This window comes from Mycobacterium attenuatum (genome assembly GCF_900566085.1).
In the GTDB taxonomy this organism is placed as follows: Bacteria; Actinomycetota; Actinomycetes; order Mycobacteriales; family Mycobacteriaceae; genus Mycobacterium; species Mycobacterium attenuatum.
The window spans coordinates 1-17,100 of the sequence record NZ_UPHT01000148.1 but is presented as its reverse complement, the minus strand read 5'-3'; the positions used below and the strand labels follow the sequence as shown (position 1 = coordinate 17,100).

10 protein-coding genes and 1 pseudogene are annotated in these 17,100 nt (G+C 65.9%); 9 read left to right on the top strand and 2 right to left on the bottom strand.

Annotated features, from left to right (window positions below):
* Positions 1 to 232 precede the first annotated feature (232 nt).
* Both EET13_RS23325 and EET13_RS23320 read left to right on the top strand, forming a co-directional pair.
* The gene (locus EET13_RS23325) at positions 233 to 2,044 is read left to right on the top strand and encodes an ABC transporter ATP-binding protein (RefSeq protein WP_244604071.1); all 1,812 of its coding nucleotides are present in this window, start codon (positions 233 to 235) and stop codon (positions 2,042 to 2,044) included.
* Positions 2,041 to 3,858: an ABC transporter ATP-binding protein gene (locus EET13_RS23320; protein ID WP_425294267.1), complete on the top strand. Its 1,818-nt coding sequence runs from the start codon at positions 2,041 to 2,043 to the stop codon at positions 3,856 to 3,858. Before EET13_RS23325 ends, EET13_RS23320 begins: the two co-directional genes overlap by 4 nt.
* Before the next feature lie 33 nt (positions 3,859 to 3,891).
* Here EET13_RS23320 and EET13_RS23315 read toward each other — a convergent pair whose 3' ends face one another.
* The gene (locus EET13_RS23315) at positions 3,892 to 5,373 is read right to left on the bottom strand and encodes an acetyl-coenzyme A carboxylase carboxyl transferase subunits beta/alpha (protein WP_122444486.1); all 1,482 of its coding nucleotides are present in this window, start codon (positions 5,371 to 5,373) and stop codon (positions 3,892 to 3,894) included.
* A gap of 26 nt (positions 5,374 to 5,399) precedes the next feature.
* On the opposite strand from EET13_RS23315, the gene EET13_RS23310 reads away from it, so the two are divergent.
* The 4 genes from EET13_RS23310 to EET13_RS23295 all read left to right on the top strand — a co-directional run bounded on the left by EET13_RS23310 (position 5,400) and on the right by EET13_RS23295 (position 10,896).
* The gene (locus EET13_RS23310) at positions 5,400 to 6,131 is read left to right on the top strand and encodes an enoyl-CoA hydratase (protein ID WP_122444485.1); all 732 of its coding nucleotides are present in this window, start codon (positions 5,400 to 5,402) and stop codon (positions 6,129 to 6,131) included.
* Positions 6,131 to 7,249 (top strand): MBL fold metallo-hydrolase, encoded by a 1,119-nt coding sequence (locus EET13_RS23305; RefSeq protein ID WP_122444484.1) that lies wholly within the window; start codon positions 6,131 to 6,133, stop codon positions 7,247 to 7,249. The genes EET13_RS23310 and EET13_RS23305 overlap by 1 nt, the downstream gene beginning before the upstream one ends.
* 837 nt (positions 7,250 to 8,086) lie before the next feature.
* On the top strand, positions 8,087 to 9,883 hold the full coding sequence (locus EET13_RS32955; protein ID WP_122444483.1) for a PE family protein: 1,797 nt from the start codon (positions 8,087 to 8,089) through the stop codon (positions 9,881 to 9,883).
* A gap of 194 nt (positions 9,884 to 10,077) precedes the next feature.
* Positions 10,078 to 10,896 (top strand): sulfite exporter TauE/SafE family protein, encoded by an 819-nt coding sequence (locus EET13_RS23295; RefSeq protein WP_122444482.1) that lies wholly within the window; start codon positions 10,078 to 10,080, stop codon positions 10,894 to 10,896.
* 132 nt (positions 10,897 to 11,028) lie between these two features.
* Here EET13_RS23295 and EET13_RS23290 read toward each other — a convergent pair.
* Positions 11,029 to 11,944 (bottom strand): annotated as a pseudogene (locus tag EET13_RS23290) (IS3 family transposase).
* Positions 11,945 to 12,185: 241 nt separating this feature from the next.
* Here EET13_RS23290 and EET13_RS23285 point away from each other — a divergent pair.
* The 3 genes from EET13_RS23285 to EET13_RS23270 all read left to right on the top strand — a co-directional run.
* Positions 12,186 to 13,778, top strand: a complete 1,593-nt coding sequence (locus EET13_RS23285; protein ID WP_168990869.1) for a serine hydrolase — start codon at positions 12,186 to 12,188, stop codon at positions 13,776 to 13,778.
* Complete coding sequence (locus EET13_RS23280; RefSeq protein ID WP_122444481.1) at positions 13,775 to 16,162, top strand: cation-translocating P-type ATPase; 2,388 nt, start codon at positions 13,775 to 13,777, stop codon at positions 16,160 to 16,162. The genes EET13_RS23285 and EET13_RS23280 overlap by 4 nt, the downstream gene beginning before the upstream one ends.
* Positions 16,163 to 16,432: 270 nt before the next feature.
* A partial coding sequence (locus tag EET13_RS23270; protein ID WP_136623235.1) for a PPE family protein occupies positions 16,433 to 17,100 on the top strand: 668 nt, incomplete at its 3' end.

Here is a 17,100-nt window from a genome sequence, read left to right as displayed (position 1 = left end):
GCGTCCGCGACAACGCGATTTCGCGCTCTGCCGGTGCCCACGGGTGGTGTGCGCCAATGTTGGCTGAATGGTTACGGACTCGAGGCAACGGCGCGACTGCCCGGCATTGCCGGCGTGTCATCATCGAAACCAGGTGGCAGGCCGCGGCATTCGATGCCGCGACCGACATTCGTCGTTGCGGTTTCGATGTGGCGCCATCATTTTCGCAACGGGATCGGGAGACGAAGTCGTCGTGGGTGAAGCCAGGTGCACGCGGGGGGCCGCGACACGTTCGGCGCCGGACATCGCCGCGGCCCCCGAGCATCGCAGGGCCGCAACGGATCTGCAGCGGCTGTTGCGTTATCTGGTTCCGTATCGCACCCGCTGGATCGTCATCGTGACAGCCGCGACTGCCAGCCTGGTGGCGACGGTGGGTATCCCGATCATGACCAGGGCCGTCATCGACGGACCCGTGCGCCACCACGACCAACGCGGGCTGTGGGTACTCGGAACTGCGGCGCTGGGTCTGGGCCTGTCCGAGGCGGGGCTGCTGTTCATTCGGCGCTGGCTCACCGCGCACGCGACCATGGGAGTCGAAGCGGATATCCGGCGAGACCTGCATGCGCGACTGCAGATATTGCCGATGTCGTTTCACCAGAAATGGCAGTCGGGCCAATTGGTGTCGCGGATAATGAACGACCTTGCCACAATTCGCGATTTGCTGTCGTTCGGTGCGGTGTTCATGATGCTCAACCTGCTGCAGATCACCGTGGTGACGCTATGCCTGCTGGTGATGTACTGGCCGCTGGGTGTGGTCGTGTTGGGTTCGATCGTGCCGATCGTGGCCACGGTGCTGCATTACCAGGGGGAGTTCGCCCAGTTGTCGCGCCATGTCCAGGACCAGACCGGCCACGTCGCAACGCAGGTCGAGGAGTCGACGCTGGGGCGCGACGCGGTGCTGGCATTCGGGCGCGAAGATCAGGTATACGACCAGTTCGACTCGGAGATCACGACGCTGTACTGCGTCGGCCGTCGCAAGGTGTCGGTGGCCGCGAAGTTCTGGACCCTGCTCGAGGTCATCCCCAACGTGGCGCTGATCGTGCTGTTGGGCTTCGGCGCCTATGCGGTGGGCCACGGACTGGTCACCATCGGCACCCTGGCCGCGTTCATCACGATGACGCTGTCGCTGGTGTGGCCCGTCACCGCGATGGGTTTTCTGCTGTCGATGACCCAGGAGGCGATGACCGCGGCGAACCGTATCGCTGAGATCTTCGATGCCCCAGCTGAAATCGAAGACGGAGAACTTCCGGGCTCGGCGCCCCGCGGCCGGCTGGAATTGCGCGATGTCGGGTTCCGTGTTCCCGGCGCCGGTGGTGACAGGTGGCTGCTCCGGCACGTCACGCTGAGCCTGGAACCCGGTGAGACGCTGGCGCTGGTCGGCTGCACCGGGTCGGGCAAGTCGCTGCTGACCGCGCTGCTGTCGCGCATCTACGACGTCTCGGAGGGCCGGATCATGCTCGACGGCCGCGACATCCGTGAGTGGTCGCTGCCCGCAGTGCGCGGCCTGGTCTGCCCGGTGTTCGAGGACCCCACAGTGTTTTCGATGTCGGTAGCCGAGAACATCCGACTGGGCCGGCCGGCGGCCGACGACGCAACCGTGGCCGAGGCGATTGAGCTGGCCGGGGCACAGTTCGTGTACGACCTGCCATTCGGGCTCGACACCCGCATCGGCGAGCAGGGCATGCGGCTATCTGCCGGGCAACGGCAGCGGTTGTGCATCGCGCGGGCGCTGGTTGCCGCGCCGGCATTACTGGTTGTCGATGACGCCTCGCCGGCGGCTGACGTGTTGCCCAGGACGCTGCGCGGGATCAGCACGGTGGTGGTTGCCCGTCGGGTGTCCACGGTGCAACTCGCCGACCGGGTGGCGTTGCTGCAGGACGGGACCATCACTCACATCGGATCGCATGCCGAGTTGTATGCGCAGCTGCCGCGCTACCGCCGGCTGCTCGACGATATCGATTGCCCGGCATCGGCTTTCACGAGCGCATTGGTGAAGCAACCGTGACCACGCTGGGTATCCGGCCGAGGTCGGCTCACGACCGTAACGCCCACCGCCCCGATCCTGCCCTCGACGAAACCCTGGCCCACGGCCGCGACGCGCGCGTCCTACTGGGTTCGCTGATGCGCCCGCATGCGCCGGCGCTTGGGTTGCTGCTACTGGTGGCGGTGCTGGAAAACGCTGCGCGGCTTTCCGTTCCACTGCTGGTCCGGCGGGGCATCGACTACGGGATTCCCTCGATCATGCGTGGCGGCTCGGCGCGCGCGCTGTTGCTCATCGTCGTCACCTTGTGCGGCGCCGTGCTTCTGCACGGCGTCTGCCGGTGGTTCTTCCTCAACCGCGCCGGCGTGGTCCGCCTGACGGTCCTGTTGGAGCTGCGGCGCAGGGTCTTCCGGCACTTCCAGCGGCTCGACGCCGCCTTCCACGACCGCTATACGACGGGCCGGGTGGTCAGCCGGCTGACCAACGACGTCGAGGCCGTCCAGGACATGCTTGCAGCCGGGTTCGACTGCCTGATCACCGCGGCGCTCACGCCGCTCGGTATCGCGGTTCTGTTGGTCGTGCTCGACTGGCAGCTGGGGTTGATCTGCCTGGCGGTGTTTCCGATCCTGCTGGGACTGGGGGCGTGGTTTCGGGCGGAATCGTCGAAGACCTACCGCGAGGTGCGGGAGAGCACGGCGCTGGTCATCATGCAGTTCATCGAGTCGATGGCCGGCATCAAGACGGTGCAGGCTTACCGGCAGGAGCCGCGGAATCAGGTGGTGTTCGACGACATCGCCGATCAGTACCGGGTGATCAACGAGAAGTCCTTCAAGTTGATGGCCGTCTTCACACCGGGCGTGAAAGTGATCGGCAACCTGACCATCGGAATGGTGCTGCTCTACGGCGGCAGCCTGGTACTGCATGGCGAGATGACGATCGGAACCTTCGCGGCCTCCCTGTTGTACCTGCGCATGTTCTTCGAGCCGATGCACGAGATCACCCATTTCTTCAACGCTTTTCAGGCTGCGACGTCGGCGCTGGAGAAGCTGGCCGCGGCGCTGCACCGGCGGCCCGCCATCGAATATGCGGGAACAGGAACACTCGGTGCGGTGCGGGGAACCGTCGACTTCGACAATGTCGATTTCGGCTACGCACCGGGGCGCGCCGTCGTGTCGGGACTGTCTTTGACGGTGCCGGCGGGCCAGCGGATGGCGCTGGTCGGGGCGTGCGGCGTCGGCAAGACCACCGTCGCCAAACTGCTGGCCAGGTTCTACGACCCGATGTCGGGAAAGATCACCCTGGACGGCGTCGATCTGCGAGATTTGTCCCGGGCCGAGCTGCGCCGGCATGTCGTGCTGGTCGGCCAGGAATCCTTTTTGTTCTCCGGCTCGATTGCCGACAACATTCGGTTGGGCCGGCCCGACGCCAGCGATGCGCAGGTCAGAGATGCGGCCGCCGCGGTAGGAGCCGACGACTTCATTGCCGCGCTGCCCCACGGATACCGCACCGAGGTCGCCGGCACCGGCGTGCCGTTGTCCGCGGGCCAGCGCCAACTCATTGCCCTGGCTCGGGCGGTGCTGGCCGAGCCGGCGGTGCTGATCGTGGACGAGGCCACGTCATTGCTGGACGTCCCCGGCGAACGCGCGGTGCGGCGGGCCTTGCAGACCGTGCTGGCGGGCCGTACCACATTGGTCATTTCGCAGCGGCTCGACGCGGCCGAGGGTGCCGACCGGCTGGTGGTGCTCGGCGAACACGGCCAGATCGTCGCCGACAACGCGCCGGGCGCCGCCGTGGGGCACGGCCACCCGAAATGGGTGGCACCGGGTGTCGAGGGCTAAGCCACAGCGGTCCCGGCGCGGGTCTAGGTGGATCTAGGTGTCTCGAGGCAACCCGATGCCGCGATAGCGTGCCAACCGGGCCGCCATGCGTTCGGTGTCGGGAACCGACCGCAGCGCGTGGATCTCGGTCGCGATGGCGTGCGCCAGCCGTTGGGCGAACTCGACCGGCTCGTCTGCGGCGTCGGGATACTCGGGTACGACGACGTCGACAATCCCGGCGGCCAGCAGGTCCGCCGACCGGACGCCCTGGGCCGCAGCCAGCTCGGCGGCATGGGCGGTGTCGCGGAATACGATCGCGCTGGCACCCTCCGGCGGCAGCGGCGCCAGCCAGCCGTGCAGTGCGGCCAGCACCCGGTCGGCGGGCACCATCGCCAGCGCCGGCCCACCGCTGCCCTGGCCCAGCAGCACCGACACCGTCGGGGTGTCCAGCGTGACGAGGTCGGCCAGGCTCTGGGCGATCTGGCCGGCCAGCCCGCCCTGCTCGGCTTCGGCCGACAGCGCGGGTCCGGCGGTGTCGATCATCAGCACCAGTGGTAGCTGCAGCTCGGCGGCCAGCGCCATGCCTCGCCGGGCTTCACGCAGCGACGCCGGACCGACGAGTCCCCCGACGACGCGCTGCTGGCCCAGCACCACCGCCGGCTGGCCGCAGAAGCGAGCCAGTGCCAGCAGCGTCGTCGCCGCTTCGCCATAACCGGTACCCGAGAGCAGCACCCGGTCGGATGCACCATCGCGTAACAACCGCGCCACACCCGGCCGGTCGGGCCGTCGCGACGCCACCACCGAGTTCCAGGTCGGCACGTCGGGTGCCGGCTTGGTCGGCGCCGGCGCCGGCGGCGGCTCGGGAGCGTCGGTGAGCACCGTCAGCGCCCGATTCGCCATGGGCCGCAGCTGGCCCAGCGCAACCACACCGTCGATGACGCCATGAAGCTGCAGATTCTCCGCGGTCTGAACACCGTCGGGGAAGGTTTCGCCGTAGAGCAGCTGGTACACCCGCGGACCCAGGAAACCGATCAGGGCACCCGGTTCGGCGACGGTGACATGGCCCAACGAGCCCCAAGACGCGAACACCCCGCCGGTGGTCGGATTGCGCAGGTAGACGAGATAGGGCAGGTGTGCCTGCTGGTGAAGCCGGACGGCCGCGGCGATCTTCACCATCTGCAGGAAGGCGACCGTGCCCTCTTGCATCCTGGTGCCGCCGGAACACGGCGACGCCAGCAGCGGCAGGCGCTCGGCGGTGGCGCGCTCGACGGCGGCGGTGATGCGCTCTGCCGCCGCCACCCCAATCGATCCGGCGAGAAATTCGAATTCGCACACCACCACCGCGACGCGGCGCCCGAAGATGCGTCCTTCGCCGGTGAGCACCGATTCGTCACGGCCGGTGGCGGCGCGGGCCCGCGCCAGATCACGCGCGTAGGGCTCCGATACCGGCACCGGCAGCGGTTCGGTGTCCCAACTGGTGAACGAGTCCTCGTCCAGCACCGCATCGCGCAGTTGGTCGGTCGTGATACGACTCACCCGATGAGGCTATATAGGCTGACGCAATGATCGGTATCACCCAGGCCGAGGCCGTGCTGACAATCGAGTTGCAGCGCCCGGAGCGCCGCAATGCCCTGAACTCCCAGCTCGTGGAGGAGCTGCGCGAGGCATTCCTCAAGGCCGGTGACGGCTCAATCCGGGCGATTGTGCTCACCGGACAAGGCTCGGCGTTCTGCGCTGGCGCGGACCTGTCCGGCGACGCATTCGCCGCCGACTACCCCGACCGGCTCGTCGAGCTGCACCGGGTGATGGACGCCACCCTGATACCGGTGGTCGGCGCCATCAACGGCCCCGCTATCGGCGCGGGACTGCAGCTGGCCATGCAATGCGACCTGCGGGTGGTCGCTGCGGATGCTTTCTTTCAGTTTCCGACGTCGAAATATGGCCTGGCACTGGATAATTGGAGCATTCGTCGGCTCTCCTCGCTGGTCGGTCACGGACGGGCCCGCGCGATGCTGCTGGCCGCGGAGAAGCTGACCGCGGAGATGGCGCTGCACACCGGAATGGCCAATCGGATCGGGACGTTGGCCGACGCGCAGGCCTGGGCCGCCGAGATCGCCGGCCTGGCGCCGCTGGCAATTCAGCACGCCAAGCGGGTGCTCAACGACGACGGTGCCATCGAGGAGCCGTGGCCGGCGCACAAGGAGCTTTTCGATCGGGCGTGGGGCAGCCAGGATGTTATCGAGGCACAGGTCGCCCGCGTGGAGAAGCGGCCGCCGAGGTTTCAGGGGGAATAGTGGTGCGCCGAGCGCTGCGATTGGCTGCTGGCACAGCCTCGCTTGCGGCCGGTGGTTGGCTCGTGCGAGCGCTGCACGGGGCTCCGGCCGCGCTCGGGGCAAACCCTGCGGACATCCACGTTGTCTCGGAGGGGTCGCCGCATTACCGAGACGGCAGCTTCGTCAACCTCGACCCGGCGTCGGTATACCTCATGGGGCGGGAGGAACTGCGGCTCATTCTCTGGGAGTTCGTAGGCAATCGCGGTGGCAGCCGGCCCGCGAAGCCGATCCCGTTGGCCCCACCGGAGATCTACACAGGTGACGCCAGCCGGCTGGCCGTCAGCTGGTTCGGCCACTCGACGGCGCTGGTGGAAATCGACGGTTACCGGGTGCTGACCGATCCGGTGTGGAGCAACCGTTGCTCGCCCTCGGATATCGTGGGGCCGCAGCGGCTGCATCCGCCGCCGGTGCAATTGGAGGGTCTGCCGGCCGTCGACGCCGTGGTAATCAGCCATGACCACTACGACCACCTCGACATCGACACCATCATCGCCTTGGCCCGCACTCAGCGGGCACCGTTCTTCGTGCCGCTCGGAGTGGGCGCCCACCTTCGGTCGTGGGGGATTCCCGAGCAGCGCATCGTCGAACTCGATTGGCAGGAAAGCGGACAGGTCGACGAGCTCACCATCGTCTGCATGCCGGCACGCCACTTTTCGGGGCGCTTCCTGAGCCGGGATAACACCTTGTGGGCGTCATGGGCGTTTATCGGTCCCAGCCATCGCGCGTACTTCGGCGGTGATACCGGCTACACCAAGAGCTTCGCCCAGATCGGCGTGGACCACGGGCCGTTCGACTTGACGCTGATGCCGATCGGCGCCTACAACACGGCCTGGCCGGATATCCACATGAACCCCGAAGAGGCGATCCGGGCGCATCTGGACGTGACCGATTCCCGGGCGGGGCTGTTGGTGCCGGTGCACTGGGGCACGTTCCGGCTGGCTCCGCACCCGTGGTCGGAACCGGTCGAGCGGTTACTGACGGCTGCGGAGTCCGAGCGGGTCAAGGTCGCGGTTCCGCTGCCGGGTCAGCGGGTAGATCCGGCCGGGCCGTTGCGATCCAACCCGTGGTGGCGGCTTTGAATGTGTAGGTCCGAGGTCGCGGCAGTCGAGCAATCCCATCTGTTGACGCCAAAAACGCAGGAACACCGTTTCAATCGACACGTTTCTCACACAATGCGACACCGCTCTCGAGTTACGTCTTGCTTGGCTAGATTGCGCCATCATGAGCAGTGCTCAGACGTTTGTAACCGATTTCCCGCACTGACTCTGCCCGCTCTCGAGGGCACCTCTTCAGCGAGAGCAATGCTCAGAATTTGTGGATGAGCCTCGGCGAGGCGGCGTAAGCGGGCGCCCCCGTACCCCGGCGACCAGCGCATTTCATGGTTGTCCAATGCTTTCTCAAGGCATGACCAGCACAATTTTGGCGGGTTATTTTTGCAACGCTGCGATATCCAACCCTGCATTCCGTATCTGACTGTGTATCCCACGAGGTGCTATCGATGAAGACCAGGTGTATGACGAACAACTGGCCTTTACGGTCACTGGAATTGGCCGCGATGTCACCGTGCCGATGTCTTCACGCGACTGAGATTATGCACAGCACTGGGCCGCCATCGTGGAGAACGAGCGCTGCGTCGGATGCGGCGCTGAGGTCGCCGGCACCTCGCCGCCGCAAACACGATGCCAGGTCGACGTGATCGATAAGCCCACCCAGACGCCGCAGGGGTACGTGCTCATCAGGCACGGCATCGCCTGGCGGTCGAGCGGGCTTGGCTGGCGAAGGTGGCATCGGGAATCTCGGTCGCCATGGTGGGGAACGACGATGCAGTCGACCGGGCCGGCTTCGATACACAGGGGGGCGTTGGGTGCCGGGGTCCTGGCGACGACCCGATGGCGGCGATCTTCTGAAGAAAAATTATGTCCATGATGAGGGCGAATCCGATGCTCTTGCTATCGGCGGCAGCGGATTTGACGGGCGTCGGCTCAGCGATCGGCGCTGCGAACTCGGCGGCCGCCGCTCCCACCATAGGACTGGTGGCCGCCGCTGGCGATGAGGTATCAGCGGCCGTGGCAGCGTTGTTTTCCATGCACGCCAGGGAATATCAAGAATTAAGCACCCGAATTTCAGCGTTTCATGATGAATTTGTGCGGACATTGACTGCGAGCGCCGTGGCATATGCAGGCGCAGATGCCGGAAACGCTACACCGCTGAGCGGCTTGCTCAATCTGCTGAATGCTCCTACACAGACTCTATTGGCGCGCCCACTGATCGGTAATGGCGCCGACGGATTACCTGGACAGCCAGGGGCACCTGGCGGGTTGCTCTACGGCAACGGCGGCAATGGTGGAGCCGGGCTACCTGGAATGGCAGGCGGCCACGGTGGCGCCGCCGGTTTGATCGGTAACGGTGGTTCTGGCGGCGCCGGCGGAGTCGGCGGCGCCGGCGGCAACGGCGGGGCGGGCGGTTGGCTCTTCGGCAACGGCGGCAATGGTGGAGCCGGTGGAGTCGCCACTTCAGCTGGCGCCAACGGCGGTAGCGGTGGCAATGGCGGGGTCGGTGGATGGCTCTTCGGCAACGGCGGCACCGGAGGTGCCGGTGGAGCCGGCGCCAACGGCGCCAACGGCCAAAATCCCACTCCACTTGCCGCGTCCGATCGCGCGACTGACGGCACTCCAGGAAACAACGGCACACCGAATGGCCAAGATGGCATCCCCGGCACCAATAGCACCAACGACACGCAGGCTGGTGGCACCGGGGGCGCGGGCGGAAACGGCAGCGGCGGCCCGGGTGGTGACGCTAAAGGCGGAAGCGGCGGTCAAGGCGGCGGCGGTTTCGGCGCAACCGCCGGCACCGACGGCGGCGTCGGTGGCACAGGCGGTGATGGTGAGGGCGGCGCTAACGCCGGAATGGGTGGCGGACGGGGAGAAGGCGGTGCAGGTGGAAACGGTGGCGTCGGTGGAGGCGGCGCCCGCGGCGGTAACGGCGGTAACGGCGGATCTGGCACTGGCGGAGCTGGCGGCGGAACCGGCACCACCGCCGCCGGGCCTGGCATCGGAGGGGCAGGCGGCGCCGGCGGCGACGGCGGCATCGGAGGCGGAAGCGGGGGCACCGGTGGCAACGGCGGAGCCGGCAAGGCTGGCGTTCCTTCTGATTATTCGGGCGCTATCGGCGGCGAAGGTGGCCGTGGAGGCACCGGCGGCGCCGGCATCGCTGGTGTTAACGGTGGCCACGGCGGCGCCGGGGGGGCGGGTGGCCGTGGCGGGCTGCTCTTTGGGATTGGCGGCGACGGTGGTCTCGGTGGGTCAGGCGGGTTCGGCGGTAACGGCGCTATGGGCGGTCAGGGCGGCGCCGGCGGCACCGGCGGAAATGGCTCTAGCAGTGGCGAAGGCACCGTCGGTAGGGGCGGTTCTGGCGGTCAAGGCGGCGATGGCGGTCGTGGCGGCGCTGCCGGCGATGGCGGCAACGGCGGCATGGGCGGCGACGCGGGTGCCGGCGGACTGTTCGGCCATGCGGGAGGCTCCGGCGCCGGCGGTCAGGGCGCAAACGCCGGGACTCCGGGAACCGGCGGGGGTTTTGGCATTGGCGGCAAGGGTGGCAGCGGTTTCGGGGATTTCCTTTCTATCGACGGCATTGATGGAGCTGACGGCAACCCCGGCCAACAGGGCGCGACCGGCGCCAACGGCATTAACGGCGCTGCGGGTCGACCCGCGTAGGCGGACGCATCGCGGCGGCAACGGCAGCGCGATACGTCCTGGCTACCGATGGCAAGCTGCCTGTCGCCAAACGCCCATCGAAGTCACCCGCGCGCACCGCAACAGGCGAACGGCCGTGGTGGTATGTCGCGCAGGTGCGGCGCCCATCCTGAGTAGATCAGCTGCCGTCCGCCCCTTCGCGTGAGAGGTACCAGATGTCGTTTGTGATTGCAGCGCCGGAAATACCTGCGGCGGCCGGCGTGCAGATCCTCATGATCGGGTTGGCTGGCTTCGGAGCCGGCGCAATCAACGCATTGGTCGGATCAGGCACCTTGATCACCTTCCCGACGCTTGTGGCTATCGGCTATCCGCCGGTCACGTCCACCATGTCCAATACGATCGGTTTGGTCGCCGGCCATATGTCAGGCAGCTGGGGTTATCGCGCCGAGTTACACGGACAGTGGCACCGGTTGCGCTGGCAGATCCCAGCCTCCCTCACTGGAGCGGCTTTGGGCGCTTTGCTGCTTTTGCATATGCCAGAGAATGTGTTTGGCAAGGTCGTGCCCGCGCTACTGGTGCTGGCTCTGTTACTGGTAGCGATCGGGCCAGGGATTCAGTCGTGGGCGCGCCGTCGAGCCGAGCGGGCGGGGGATTCGGTCGAACGCATCACTACGGGTCGGATGGCCGCGCTGGTCCTCGGCACATTTGGCGTCGGCCTATACGGCGGCTACTTCACCGCCGCACAGGGAATCCTGCTTGTTGGCCTGATGGGCGCGGTGTTGCCGGAGTCGGTCCAGCGTATGAACGCGGCGAAGAACGTCCTGGGTCTCGTGGTGAATCTTGTTGCAGCGTTCGGATATACGCTTGTTGCCTGCGATCGCATCAGCTGGCCGGTTGCCGGGGCGATCGCGGTAGGTTCGCTGCTCGGAGGATCGCTCGGAGCCCGTTATGGCCGTCGGCTGTCGCCGAAAGCATTGCGCGCGATGATCATTGTGGTCGGCCTGATCGGGCTCTTTCGTCTGCTCATGGTGTAGTCACAGGTTAGAACTCCATCGCTCATGCGCCTGCAGAAGGGAACCGGCGGTTCGGTCCGATGGCCAGCCGAGATAGTTGGCATGGCTGAGGAACAGGGCGTTGTCCCCATGTAGTGGACACGGGATTTGTGGTTAGGCGACGTGGTCCAGGCCATCTGTCGTGTGAGCGTTTTCGTAGCTGGTAGGGCTGAGATAGTTGCCGTGCGAGTGCCTCTGTTTGGTGTTGTATCGGGTGATCCATCGGAACACCACCAGGCGGGCCGCTCGGGGCGATCCCCAGCGCGTCGCGCCCGGTAGTGTCTCGCGTTTGAGAGTGGCGTTGAACGACCGGCGCTGCTCCCGATCGCGCCTATCCATCGGGTGACACCCAACTGTTCGCATAGTCCTGCGAAATCCTTTGAGGTGTACTGACTTCGGTGATCCGCGTGAAACACGGCGCCATTGCGGCTGCCCCGCACAAGCGCAGCAGCTTTGAGTGCGTCCTCGACAAGCGCGGTGCGCAGATGCTCGGCGATCGACCACCCCACCAGGCGCCGGGAACGGCAATCGATCACTGTCGCCACGTACAACAACTGGCCCTGTCCGCGTGGCAGGTACGTGACGTCGCCGACATACTTGGTGTTGGCCTCGGTGGCGGTGAAATCTCGATCGAGCAGGCCCGTGGACGCGGTGTCAGCGGGCTCGGGAATCGTGGTGCGATGCTTGCGGCATAGCCGCAATCCCTTCAGTTTGTCTCCGCGGTGAAATATTTGGCCGCCGGTCGCAGGATGTCACGCTCGGTTTCGAGCTTGGTTTTCTCCGCACGCAGCTGGTGCACCTCCGGCCCGCAGTCGGGCTGCTTGCTGCTCCGGCGCTTCACCTGGTCCCGGCGGTGGCACCGGTGTGCCGGGTCGACGGATGGGGACGCCCGCGGCGTTGAGCCACGCGGACAACGAGCCGTGCGCGATGCCGAGAGCGGTGGCGATCCCGCTACGGTCGCACCCTTGGTGACGCGGTACAGCTCAACGGCGTTGCGGCGGAACTCTTTACTGTAATTCTTCTTTGCCATCGGGTTGGATCATCTCGCTTCCGCCGGTCTGACACCGGGATTAAGCGTGTCCAACACGCGGGGTCAAGGCCCGAGCAACCGGAGCGATCAGCACCCCGCGCGCGCTAACATTCCAGGTGCTAATGCGCGAAACCGTTGTCAACATATTGGCTGCTCGCGGCAAGCCGTGTTCGGAAACCCGCACGCACGTAGGTGAAAGGGGTAAAGGGAGGGGTTCGGCGACCTGTGCCCTTGACTAAAGATGACAAGACGTGCGGCAACGGCCGCATTACTGGTGATGTTGCTGGCGTTGGTGGCCTGCGGGTCCGCGCAGCGGGCATCCGGCCCGGCGTCCGCGCTGTCGAAGGCTCCGCCCAATGAGGTTTCCGGCGTGGACATTCCGGCCGGGCGTATCGACGAGGCGGTGGCAAAGCTCGACGTTCTGGTCGCCGAACTGATGAAGAACAGCGGCATCCCCGGCATGGCCGTTGCCGTTGTCCACGGTGGAAAAACGTTGTACGCCAAGGGTTTCGGTATCAGGGATGCTAGCAAGACCGATGGCCAGGACAACCAGGTGGATGCCGACACCGTGTTCCAGCTGGCATCGGTGTCCAAGTCGGTCGGTGCCACGGTGGTGGCGCACGAAGTCGGCGTCCACGTGGTCACCTGGGATACGCCCGTGGTCTCCAAGCTGCCGTGGTTCGAACTCGGCGATCCCTACGTCACCAGCCATGTGACGATCGCGGACCTGTACTCGCATCGTTCCGGGTTGCCCGACCATGCCGGTGACCCACTGGAGGACCTGGGTTACGACGGGCAGCAGGTACTGCAGCGGCTCAAGTACTTGCCATTGGCACCATTTCGGATCAGTTACGCCTACACCAACTTCGGGGTGACCGCGGCGGCCGAAGCGGTCGCGGCCGCCGCCGGCAAGTCATGGGCGGACCTGTCCGACGAGGTGCTCTACCGTCCGCTGGGAATGAGGTCCACCAGCTCGCGGTTCGCCGACTTTCTGGCCAGGCCCAACCACGCGGTCACCCACATCAAGGTCGGAGACAAATGGGAGGCGCGCTACCAACGGGATCCCGATCCCCAAACGCCCGCCGGCGGGGTGAGCTCCTCGCTCAACGACATGACGCGCTGGCTGACCATGGTGCTGGCCAGCGGCACCTACAACGGTCAGCAGATCGCCACTGCGGAGGCGCTCCTGCCGGCCGTCACACCACAAGTGATCTCGACACCCGCGCGGTTGCCCAAGGCGCGAGCGGGCACCTATGGCTACGGGTTCAACGTGTCGGTGAACTCGTCGGGTCGCACCCAGTACGGCCACTCCGGCGGCTTCGGGTTGGGGGCCGCCACGAATTTCACGGTCCTGCCCTCTGAAGACCTCGGTATCATTGCCCTGACCAATGCCGCACCGTACGGGGTGCCGGAAACGCTGACGGCCGAATTCATGGACCTGGTGCAGTACGGGCAGGTGCGCCAGGATTGGGCGACGCTGTACAAGCAGCAACTTGCCCCGATGAATAATCCGGAAGGCTCGCTGGTCGGCAAACAACCGCCGGTCAGCCCCGCGCCCGCGCGGCCGCTCAGCGACTACGTCGGGGTCTATGCCAACGAGTACTGGGGCCCGGCCACCGTGACCGAGCATGACGGCCAGCTGCAGCTGTCGCTGGGACCGAAGAACCAGATTTTGGCTTTGACCCATTGGGACGGAGACACTTTCACGTTCCCCCTGTCGACCGAAAACGCCTTACCCGGATCGATTTCCAAGGCGGTGTTCGCCGGCTCCCCAGTCGCCACGCTGAACCTCGAATATTACGACGCCAACCAGCTGGGAACCTTTGCCCGATGAGTGCCGCGCCCGGCCTGACCGATGCCGAAGTGGCACAACGGCTGGCCGAGGGCAAGGGCAACGACGTCCCGGAACGGACCACCCGCAGCGTCGCGCAGATCATCCGAGCCAATGTGTTCACCCGGATCAACGCAATTCTGGGCGTGCTGCTTCTGATCGTGTTGGCGACGGGCTCGGTGATCAACGGGCTATTCGGTCTGCTGATCGTCGCCAACAGCATCATCGGTATGATTCAGGAGCTCCGGGCAAAGCAGACGCTGGACAACCTGGCAATCGTGGGCCAAGCGAAACCGTTGGTGCGCAGGCGATCTGGCACTCAGACCCGGTTGCCGAACGAAGTTGTGCTGGACGACATCATCGAACTCGGTCCGGGAGACCAGATCGTCGTCGACGGCGTTGTTGTCGAAGACTCGAACCTCGAGGTCGACGAATCACTGCTGACCGGCGAGGCCGACCCGATCGCCAAAGACGTCGGCGACGCGGTGATGTCGGGCAGCTTCGTCGTCTCCGGCGCCGGAGCTTACCGCGCCACCAAGGTGGGCCGCCAAGCCTACGCGGCCAAGCTGGCCGCCGAGGCCAGCAAGTTCACTTTGGTGAAATCCGAACTGCGCAACGGCATCAACAGGATTCTGCAGTTCATCACCTACCTGTTGGTCCCGGCCGGACTGCTGACCGTCTACACGCAGCTGTTCACCACGAAGGCGGGGTGGCGGGACTCGGTGTTGCGGACGGTGGGGGCGCTGGTACCGATGGTGCCCGAAGGTCTGGTACTGATGACGTCGATCGCGTTCGCGGTCGGTGTCATCCGGCTAGGCCAACGACGTTGCCTGATACAGGAATTGCCCGCCATCGAAGGACTGGCCCGAGTGGACGTGGTGTGTGCCGACAAGACGGGCACCTTGACCGAAAGCGGCATGCGGGTAGCCGAGGTCATTCGGCTGGGCGCCGCTGACGACCGGGTGTCCGACGTGCTGGCTTCCTTGGCTGCTGCCGATGCCCGACCCAACGCCAGCATGCAGGCGATTGCCGAGGCCGGCGACCCTCCGCCCGGCTGGATCTCCACAGCCACGGCATCTTTCAAGTCCGCGACCAAATGGAGCGGTGCCTCCTACCGCGACCACGGCAACTGGGTGATCGGTGCGCCCGATGTGCTACTCGAGCCGGCGTCGGCGGCCGCCGAGCGGGCAGAGCACCTCGGGGGGCAGGGATTGCGGGTGCTACTGCTAGGTGCTTGCGACGTCGCCGTGGATCACCCCGACGCACCCGGCCTGGTCACCCCGGTCGCGCTGGTGGTGCTCGAGCAGAAGGTCCGTCCCGATGCCTACCAAACACTCGAATACTTTGCTGACCAAGGTATTTCTATCAAGGTAATCTCCGGCGACAACGCCGTGTCGGTCGGGGCGGTCGCCGCCAAGCTCGGGCTGCGCGGCGAGGTGCTGGATGCGCGCCAACTACCCAGGGAGCCGGCTGAATTGGCCGACGCCCTGGAATCCTTCACGGCGTTCGGCAGGGTGCGCCCCGACCAGAAGCGCGCGATTGTGCATGCCCTGCAGTCGCACGGGCATACCGTGGCGATGACCGGTGACGGCGTCAACGATGTGCTGGCTCTCAAGGACGCCGATATCGGCGTGGCGATGGGAGCCGGTAGCCCCGCCTCTCGTGCAGTAGCGCAGATCGTGTTGCTGGACAACAGATTTGCCACCCTGCCCTATGTCCTGGGCGAAGGCCGCCGGGTGATCGGCAATATCGAGCGGGTGGCCAATCTGTTCCTGGCAAAGACGGTGTATTCGGCGCTGTTGGCGTTGCTGGTGGGGATCGAGTGCTTGCTTGCCAAACCGCTCGGGGCCGACCCGCTGCTGTACCCGTTTCAGCCGATCCATGTGACCATCGCGGCGTGGTTCACCATCGGCATTCCGTCATTCATTCTGTCGCTGGCACCCAACACCGAGCGCGCGTATCCCGGCTTCGTTCGGCGTGTGTTGACGTCCGCACTGCCCTCCGGGCTTGTTGTGGGCACGGCGACGTTCGTCTCCTACCTTGCCGCCTATCCCGGCCGCCACTCGACATGGCATGACCGAACGCAAGCCTCGACCGCGGCCCTGATCACGCTGCTGGTCACCGCGCTCTGGGTGCTTGCGGTGGTAGCCCGCCCCTACCAATGGTGGCGGGTGGGACTGGTCATGGCATCCGGTGCTGCCTATGTGGTGATCTTCAGCCTGCCGCTGGCGCAGCAGAAGTTCTTCCTGGACCCGTCGAACCTCGTTGTGACGTCGACGGCCCTGGGCATCGGTGTGATCGGCGCCGCGGCCATCGAGGCAACGTGGTGGATTCGGGCCAGGGCGCTGGGTGTCAAACCGCAGGTATGGTGCCGACCAGAAACCTAATGACAGAGACGTTAATTCGGCCTGGACGCATGACGAGGGTATGCGCTATTCGAGGCTGTACAGAAACTTTACATTATCGGGCTATCTAAGAATACGTATTTGTCGCTGTCCATTTTTGGTGAAAATGCGAAATTACGACCCCGGTCACCGTATGCTGACCGGGAAATCCGCTTGACGGCAACCGGCTGAATCCCGGTGACCGCCGGATTGTCGCAGGCAGTGATCGATAGGTGGCCCAGGTGCTCGGGCCACTCGTGGAAGGTTGCCGCGATGAATTTTTCGGTCTCGCCACCGGAGATCAATTCGGCCCGCATATTCGGTGGTGCCGGAGCGGCTCCGATGCTGGCCGCGGCGGCGGCCTGGGATCAGCTGGCCGGTGAACTGGGATCGGCGGCCACCGCATTCTCGTCAGTGACCTCGGAGCTGGTGGGTTCTTCCTGGCAGGGCCCGGCGGCGACGGCGATGGCAAGTGTCGCCGGAAGCTATCTCGGATGGTTGTCCTCGGCGGGAGCGCAAGCGGCGCAGGCGGGTGGTCAGGCTCGGATCGCCGCGGCCGCGTTCGAGGCAACCCGCGCCGCCACGGTGCATCCGGCAGCGGTTTGGGCCAACCGTTCTCAGCTGGTTTCGCTGGTTGCCTCCGACCTGCTCGGCTTCAACGCGCCCGCGATCGCCGCCGTCGAGGCCGTCTATGAGCAGATGTGGGCCCAGGATGTGGCGGCGATGTTCGGGTATCACGCCGGTGCTTCGGCGGCCGCGTCGGCGTTGACGCCGTTCATCCAGTTCGCGCAGAACCCCGTCGCCGCCGGTGAGGCATTGGTCGCGGCCGCGCAGGCCGCCGTCTTGAGCCCGCCGGGTCGGGTGAGCATTTTTAATGCGGGGTTGGCGAATGTGGGGGTGGGCAATGTTGGGTTGGGGAGTGTGGGTGATGGGAATGTGGG

Bases quoted from the DNA above. Each gene is read 5' to 3' on its own strand.
- EET13_RS23310 (WP_122444485.1), top strand. From the start codon at position 5,400: ATGATCGGTATCACCCAGGCCGAGGCCGTGCTGACAATCGAGTTGCAG.
- EET13_RS32955 (WP_122444483.1), top strand. From the start codon at position 8,087: ATGTCCATGATGAGGGCGAATCCGATGCTCTTGCTATCGGCGGCAGCG.
- EET13_RS23295 (WP_122444482.1), top strand. From the start codon at position 10,078: ATGTCGTTTGTGATTGCAGCGCCGGAAATACCTGCGGCGGCCGGCGTG.
- EET13_RS23285 (WP_168990869.1), top strand. From the start codon at position 12,186: ATGACAAGACGTGCGGCAACGGCCGCATTACTGGTGATGTTGCTGGCG.
- EET13_RS23280 (WP_122444481.1), top strand. From the start codon at position 13,775: ATGAGTGCCGCGCCCGGCCTGACCGATGCCGAAGTGGCACAACGGCTG.